This is a genomic window from Bacteroidota bacterium (assembly GCA_016722375.1).
Lineage (GTDB): Bacteria > Bacteroidota > Bacteroidia > Chitinophagales > LD1 > Bog-950.
In genome coordinates this window covers 362,360-369,844 of the sequence record JADKJG010000003.1, presented here as the reverse complement: position 1 = coordinate 369,844, position 7,485 = coordinate 362,360, and the positions used below count along the sequence as shown (strand labels likewise).

The 7,485-nt window shown below is 41.1% G+C and carries 3 protein-coding genes; all 3 read right to left on the bottom strand.

What is annotated here, in order from left to right:
• Positions 1–256 precede the first annotated feature (256 nt).
• The 3 genes from mgtA to IPP77_05320 all read right to left on the bottom strand — a co-directional run bounded on the left by mgtA (position 257) and on the right by IPP77_05320 (position 7,378).
• A complete protein-coding gene (mgtA, locus tag IPP77_05330; protein MBL0309104.1) occupies positions 257–2,776 on the bottom strand; it encodes a magnesium-translocating P-type ATPase in 2,520 nt (839 codons plus the stop codon).
• 289 nt (positions 2,777–3,065) lie between these two features.
• Positions 3,066–3,689 carry a class I SAM-dependent methyltransferase gene (locus IPP77_05325; protein ID MBL0309103.1) on the bottom strand — a complete coding sequence of 208 codons (624 nt, stop codon included), beginning with the start codon at positions 3,687–3,689 and terminating at the stop codon, positions 3,066–3,068.
• Positions 3,690–4,426: 737 nt separating this feature from the next.
• Positions 4,427–7,378 carry a T9SS type A sorting domain-containing protein gene (locus tag IPP77_05320; GenBank protein MBL0309102.1) on the bottom strand — a complete coding sequence of 984 codons (2,952 nt, stop codon included), beginning with the start codon at positions 7,376–7,378 and terminating at the stop codon, positions 4,427–4,429.
• Positions 7,379–7,485: the final 107 nt, after the last annotated feature.

Below are 7,485 nucleotides of genomic sequence, written 5' to 3'. Positions count from 1 at the left end.
TGGTTTTGCCGTCTCCCTAATGCTTTCTAGTCTTCACTTCGATTTTAACGAGTAATAAAAATTGTTCTCCATAAATTATTACACATAACAGTTTGCGGTTTCGCTATAGTCAAACAATTTAGTGCAAACACTTAACCGAAGCCCCACATCTCAAATATGCAAGAACTTTTCTTGCGAGGCACTTTGCCTCCACATTGTCGAGTTGCACTTGTTGGTAGTAGTTGTCCTCTATTTGGCGTAATTATGTTAGCTCCTACTATACGCTTATATATTTTTTAAAGAACCATACTTTCAAAAGATCTGCTGTTATAATGTACGCCAACACTATGAGTAGCATTACTGCCATATTAATGATTGGTAATGGGGTTAGTCCAATGTCCTTTGCGAATGGCATATAAGGCAAGCCCATTGTAATAATCAACCCTAAAATACTAAGTATGAATAGATATTTGCCCGGTTTGCTTTTTAAAAAGTTTTTATGCGTCCGGATGATAAATAATATAAATAACTCCGTTAAAATGGATTCAACAAACCATCCTGTTTGAAACGCCGATTCTTTTACTTTCAAAACATACAACAGGATGAGGAATGTTATTACATCAAATATTGAACTGTGTATGCCAAAAATAACCATATACCTTCTGATGAATTTTAAATCCCATTTGCCAGGACGATCTAACTGTTCCTGGTCAACATTATCTGAGGCAACGGTCAAATAAGGAAAGTCGATGATGAAATTCATTAATAGAATTTGCTTTGGCATCATGGGCAAAAATGGCAATATTAAAGAAGCTATTGCCACACTAAACATATTGCCAAATGTGGATCCCGTATTAATGAATATATATTTCAGGGTATTGGCAAAAGTTTTTCTGCCTTCTTTAATGCCATCTACTAAAACCATTAAATCTTTTTCCATCAACACAAAATCTGCTGCTTCCTTTGCTACGTCCACTGCATTCTCAACGGATATGCCTACATCGGCTGCATTAATTGCCGCTACGTCATTAATCCCATCGCCCATATACGCTACGGTATATGTTTTTCGTAATGCCCGTATAATGCGCTCTTTTTGTTGTGGTTCTGCTTCAGCAAAAATGTGTGTGTCCCTAACCAATTGAGTCAGTGCTTCCGGGTTGATCTTAAACAGTTCCGCTCCGGTTAATACCTTGGGATTTTCAATGCCAATACTTAAAGCAATAGATTGAGCCACATTTCTATTGTCTCCGGTTATTACTTTCAAGTTGACCTCTAACTTCTTTAACTCATTTATAGCTTCTGCTATTCCCTTTTTAACCGGATCTTGCAGCAGTATAAACCCTCCAAAAATGAGGTCGGTCTCATCTTCTTTTGAAATACTATTGTCGTTTATTGATTTGTAACAAATAGATATCACCCTTAATCCCTTTTTGCCGTATTCTGCGAAACGGCTTTCGAGTTCTGAGAGATAGGTATCTATAATAGCAATAGAATTGTCTGCTACTCTAATTTGCGTACAAATACCTAATATTTCTTTAAAGGCTCCTTTGCTTATTAGAAAACTATTTTCAGTTGTTTTAACGGCTATACTTAATCTCTTACGAATAAAATCATAAGGTATTTCGCCCACTTTTGTTGTATCTGGTTTTATGTCGACCGAAAGTTGTTTTAAAGCTTCATCAATAGGGTTGTTGTAACATGTTTCAAAAGTGGCATTCCAAAATGCCAATTGTGTAACAAAATCATCTTCTGCGCCAAAGCCATTGACTAAACCTACCACTTTAATTTCTCCTTCAGTAATGGTTCCTGTTTTGTCCGTGCACAATAAATTTACTTCTCCTAAATTTTGAATAGATGCGAGCCTTTTTACAATTACTTTTTTCTCCAACATTCTTTTTGCTCCTGCACTCATCGCAATGGTGGTGATGGCAGGAAGTAATTCCGGCGCCATACCCACGGCTAATGCCAAGGCAAAAAGGATAGATTCAATAACACTTTTTTGGTTGAGTAAATTAACGGCCAAAATAAAAATGGATAACACTAGCGTTATTTTCATTAAAAAATAACCGAAGTCTTTTATGCCTCTTTCAAAAGTGGTTTCTATGGTGGTTGAAGCACTTTGCGCAATGCTACCAAAAATGGTATTGACTCCTGTTTGAATCACTAAGGCTTTGCCATTCCCACTAACAACACTGGCCCCTTCCCATAAACAATTGGTCCTTTTTGCTAATTCTGTTGTTGCATCTAATACTCCAATTTCTTTTCTTACTGGATACGATTCGCCAGTCAAACTCGACTCATTTGAATGCAATTCATTTGCTTCAATCAACAAACAATCAGCAGGAATCATATCCCCTGCATTAAAAACTAGTACATCCCCAGCAACAATTTTGTCAGACGCAACTGCTTGTTGTTTGCCATCTCTCAGTACATCACATTTCAACGAAATCATAGACTGCAGTTTCTCCACAACTCGTCCGGCATTTCTTTCTTGAAAAAAACTAAGTAGTCCTGTTGATAATACAATGAACAGAATAATAGAAACATCGGATGTGTCGCCTAAGAATACTGATAAAATTACAGCACCTATAAGCAATAGCATCAATGGACTTTTGAATTGCCCAATGAAAAGATAGAAGTCCTTCTTTATAGGGGAAGTGTATCTTTTGTTTTTGCCAGAAGAAAACAAAATAGTATCTGCAACGTTTTGAGTTAATCCATTTGAACTACTATTAAGTTTTTTGAACCAGTAGTCCTCATCAAATTGCCAAAAATTATTTGCAGTTGTATTTTGCATCAGGTTTCGCGGCTTGACTAAGAAGTGATTTTTTTAGTAATAAAGTTCATAAGGAGTAAAACTGCTAGTTTCAATACGACTGTTTTATTGAGGTTCTTCACCCATTTTTTGCCAGACTGCTGTATGTGCATTGAATAGTGAATGTAGTTTTGGGGAGAGAGAGAGCAAACCCAGTGTGATAGCCCATAGTCCCTTCCCGTTAAAGATATCTGGCGGGGTAGCTTATTCGATTTACTGTTTTCTTTTTAGCAAGAAAATAGGACAGAAGCTGCAGCGTCATTTGATCATGTTATTTCTTTCGTCCAACAAATCTAATCACAGAACCTTGTCCGTTGTGAAATAATCCTTCGTTAAGTTCAATTTCCATTTCTAATAACTCCTCAAAGTCATAGTTTGGGAAGTCCGATTTTATTTCGTCTATTGAAAACAAGGAAGCAATGTCTTTCGGGCCACCAACCTTTTCGTTTTTTGAGTTATAGTCAAGGTGCGTTTTGCTAAATGCTTCGAAAATTACAGTTCCCCCTGTTCGCAAATATTGGTCAAGAGCCTTGTGTATAGATGATTTGATGTTCGCGGGGAAATGTGCGTAGATTAATGCGATCACATCAAACTGTTCGCTTTGGTAATTCAATGTCTGTAATTCGCCAACTTGATAATCTATTTTTACATTGTTTGTTGCTGCAAGTTGTAGCGCTTTCCGCTGACCTTCAACGCTGATGTCAAAGGCAGAAACTGTCCAACCCAGTTTAGCAGCAAAAACAGCATTCCTTCCTTCTCCTTCTGCTGCAAAAAGTATGGTTCCGACAGGTAGCTTTTCTAACTGCTCCCTTAAATAGTTGTTAGGACGCTCACCATAAGCAAACTCCTTCATCCTATATCTTTCATTCCATCTGTCTGCCCAAGTATTTATCATTGTCTTTGTAGTATTAAAGCGAAAGTTTTAGCGCCAAAGAGTTTTGCTTTCGGTATCCAAATATAATAATGGATGAAGATTTTTCTTTCAATCGCGGCCTCTCCAACCGAAATAGGACCTAGATGGCAAGAGTGCTCACTAAACTGGTCGCAGCAGAAGCGAACTGGGACCGAATAGTAGCTAACAGGCACCCATCTTCGGCTAACAGGGACCGAATAGCAGCTAACAGGCGCCTGTCTTTGGCTAACAGGTACCGAGTAGCAGCTAACAGGCACCTGTCTCTTACTAACAGGGACCGAGTAGCAACGAACAGGGACCTGTCTTTAGCTAACAGGTACCGAGTAGCAGCGAACAAGGACCTGTCTTTGGCTAACAGGTACCGAATAGCTACTAACAGGGACCTGTCTCTTACTAACAGGGACCGAATAGCAGCAGATGGGTACCGAATAGCTTGCCGCCTGTCAAAAATGGACAGGTAATCAGACAATCTGTCGCCAAGTAGGGAGTATATGTAATCGTTAATGAACTTATTTCGTTGGCTCATTGAAAAAACGAATGTAATAGAACACAGATAAAGCTGGTTTTCGATTAGGTTGAATAGTTTGAATAGCTGATAAAAGCCTTATCAGCGGCCTCAACATTGTATTGCCTATGTTTCTTTGACTATCAAATGGCTTGCTAAACAAAAAACCCGGAATCAATCCGGGTTTTTTCTATCATTCATCAATAAATTAAAGTCATTTAGAAATCACAAACAATCGGCTCTGTGTTCTGGTATTGGCAACGGTAGCACTCAAGATATAAGTGCCGGAGGATAGCCCGGCGGCGTTCAAGTCAAAAGTATTTCCGCCTGATTTGGTATTGGTATAGGTATCTTCTTTATGTAATTTTCCGGTCATGTCAAAAATGCGCAAGGTAACCGGTGTGCTATTTTCCAATGAGATAGAAACTTTGGAAGAAGCATTTGCAGGATTGGGGAAAATATTCAAATCTGAAATTTCAGGAGCTTTTACATTTTCAACTCCGGCTACTAAATTACAGCCTCCCGGAGTAAGAGAGGTAGAACGCCATATTCCTCTTCCATGCGTACCGATATAGAGAACCGGACAGCCATCCTGATAAAGGTTTTTTTCAATCAAGCGAAACACCGGAACACGTGGCAATACGTTATTTTCCTCGTGCCATCCCGATCCATCCCAACTCCATATACCCATTTCGGTGCCTATGATGATGGTATTAGCATCGTGAACCACCACATCATATACCGGCATATTAGGGAGGTCCTTTGTGAGAGCCGTCCAGTTTTTCCCTCCGTTAAAACTTTCATAAACATGCGGGAGGTTCGTAGCCGAAAATCCGGAGACCACCGCCACCACGTGGTTTTCATCATTCGGGTCAACGGCAACGCCTTCAACAGAACGGTTGGCCGCTACCGGACTGGCACTGCTGGTATAGTCATTAGTCACGTTGGGATTCGTAGGATATAAAACAGTCCATGCGTTATCTCCTATCGGATAAGTAGCGGTATCACAATGAGCATTCAAATTGCCAAATCGGTAAACAAATCCATTAGCCGAGCCGACATATAACGTGTTTGCATCTTTGGTCGCCGCGTAAGCGTTTACCACACCGGAAGTACTGTTGGTTAATTTATGCCATTTAGGAATACCTCCCAATTCAAGAGCCTCAGAAGTAAGCCACACCCCACAGTATGAAGAAACAAAAGCTCTGGAACGAATCGGGTCGTTGACTTGAATTTCCTGCCCCGGGGCTAAATCAGCCGTCAAAGTGGTAGTAAATTTATATTCGGCTGTCCGGCTAATTGCCGTTACCTCTTCGCCTGTCGAATAGGCTCGGTCTGCTTTAAAAGTGGTGGTCGCTAATCCGTGTCCGGCATTTTTGGTCTCACTTAGATAGAAGGGAGTTATAAAGGGTGCATTCCCGACACATTCTTGTGCGCCACATCTGCTGGGGCATCCTTTGCCTGTACGATCCACTTTCAAATCGTAAAAACCATCAAAGGAAGCTCCATAATTTCCGGAACGGCGGATTTGTCCGTAATAGACCCCTGCAAAAAACATGCGCGGGTCAAGATGTGATATTTCGGTGTAGATTCCGTCTCCTCCCGACACCATTCTAGAGGCTTTACGGGTGTTTCCAAGGTAATTAATATAAGGCGTTCCGTTATCTTGAGTTCCCCCCATCACCTCACCACTTAAAGCAGCAGCTACAGAGTAAAACTGAGTAACGTTATATCCTCTGTTTTTTACACTAAAATTGGGGAAAGGGAAACTGCTGTACGCATCCAAAGAGCGTGAAATTCCTCCATCGCTGCCCACAAACATTAGGTTGGGGTCATTATCTGCAATGGTAATTGCGTGTTTATCCGGATGTATGTATCTTGGATTTACCTCAGTAATATATCCAAAATCAATCTGTTTCCATCCCGAAAGATCGCTCCAGGTATAGAAATCTACCCCGCCATGATAAACTCTGTTTGGGTCGGCGGGAGAAACGGCGATCACGTTATCATACCAACCTTGTGAGTTTTCACCCATTGGATCAAAAAGTGGTCCTTTTGCACCAATCACTTTCCAGACAATACCGGTATCTGAAGTATTCTCTGTTCGCAACACTTGGTATGTGGCACCTGCCGAGCCAGCTACAGAAACATAGGCGATGTTTGGATTGGATGGCGCGATGGCAATTTCTATTCTTCCTTGCTTGGGGGGGAACCCATGACGGTTGTTCACAATCAATCTCCAAGAGAAACCACCGTTTTGCGAAACGACCAGACTAGCTCCGGCACCAAAACCATTGGAGGTAGCACCCACAGAAGCGAATATGATGGTGCCATCATTGCCCCATTTCACATCCGCAGCAGGTTTTCCAACCAAAGCCGCCGGCAGAACAGAAGCATACCAAGACACTCCGGCATCGTCCGATTGAAATAAGCCTTTTCCGGTTGCCGCTGCCATTTGGTTGGCATCTCTTGGGTTAATGGCGATTCGGTTAACAAGCGTCCAATCGTCGCCGATATATTGAATACTATCTGCAAAATTGTCAGGAGTAATAAGCGTAGGTTTATCCTCGTTGTCCAATTTGAATATTCCGTTTCCGATATTTCCAGAGTTAAACGATATACCGCTCGGCTGTGCTAAGCCTTCCCCTGTTCCTATGAAAATTGCCTTGTTGAAATCATTAGCCTGGGCAATACAGGTAACGGTAAGCCACCGGTTCCACTCAGGTAATATATTCCAAGTATTGCCTCCATCCAGAGACTTCCACATACCACCACTTACCCCTCCGGCATATATGGTTTTATTGCTTGGATCGCGTTTGTCAATTAATATGGCGCGGGTTCTTCCGCCCACATTGTCTGGTCCAAGTTCTTCCCATTGCATATTAAGATTAGAACGACTGGCACTCACTTTGCTCCGGTCTGCCTGAAGCATTGCATTTCGTATGTAGTTGGGAGAAAAATTGCCGTTTTCATCAACCATCTTGCTATGGCGCCATTCTGCTGCATCTAAGGCCCCTTGCTCTTTGTCGAAGGATGGTTTGCCACCCTTCTTTTTCGATTCCAATTGAAAACGGCTCTGTGCCGGGTCAAAACGGCCAGTAACTATTAATGCCGCCAAGCTAAATAGGACAACGCTTAGTGCAATGAGTATTGTTTGTTTTTTCATTTAATGATGTTGATGTTATGGATAATACCTGATTGTTTTTTAGATAGATACAAAGATACGTCTAATAGACGAAACTTTGGTAGGGAGCATTGTCATTTAATTGTAAA

Bases quoted from the DNA above. Each gene is read 5' to 3' on its own strand.
- IPP77_05325 (MBL0309103.1), bottom strand. From the start codon at position 3,689: ATGATAAATACTTGGGCAGACAGATGGAATGAAAGATATAGGATGAAG.
- mgtA (MBL0309104.1), bottom strand. From the start codon at position 2,776: ATGCAAAATACAACTGCAAATAATTTTTGGCAATTTGATGAGGACTAC.
- IPP77_05320 (MBL0309102.1), bottom strand. From the start codon at position 7,378: ATGAAAAAACAAACAATACTCATTGCACTAAGCGTTGTCCTATTTAGC.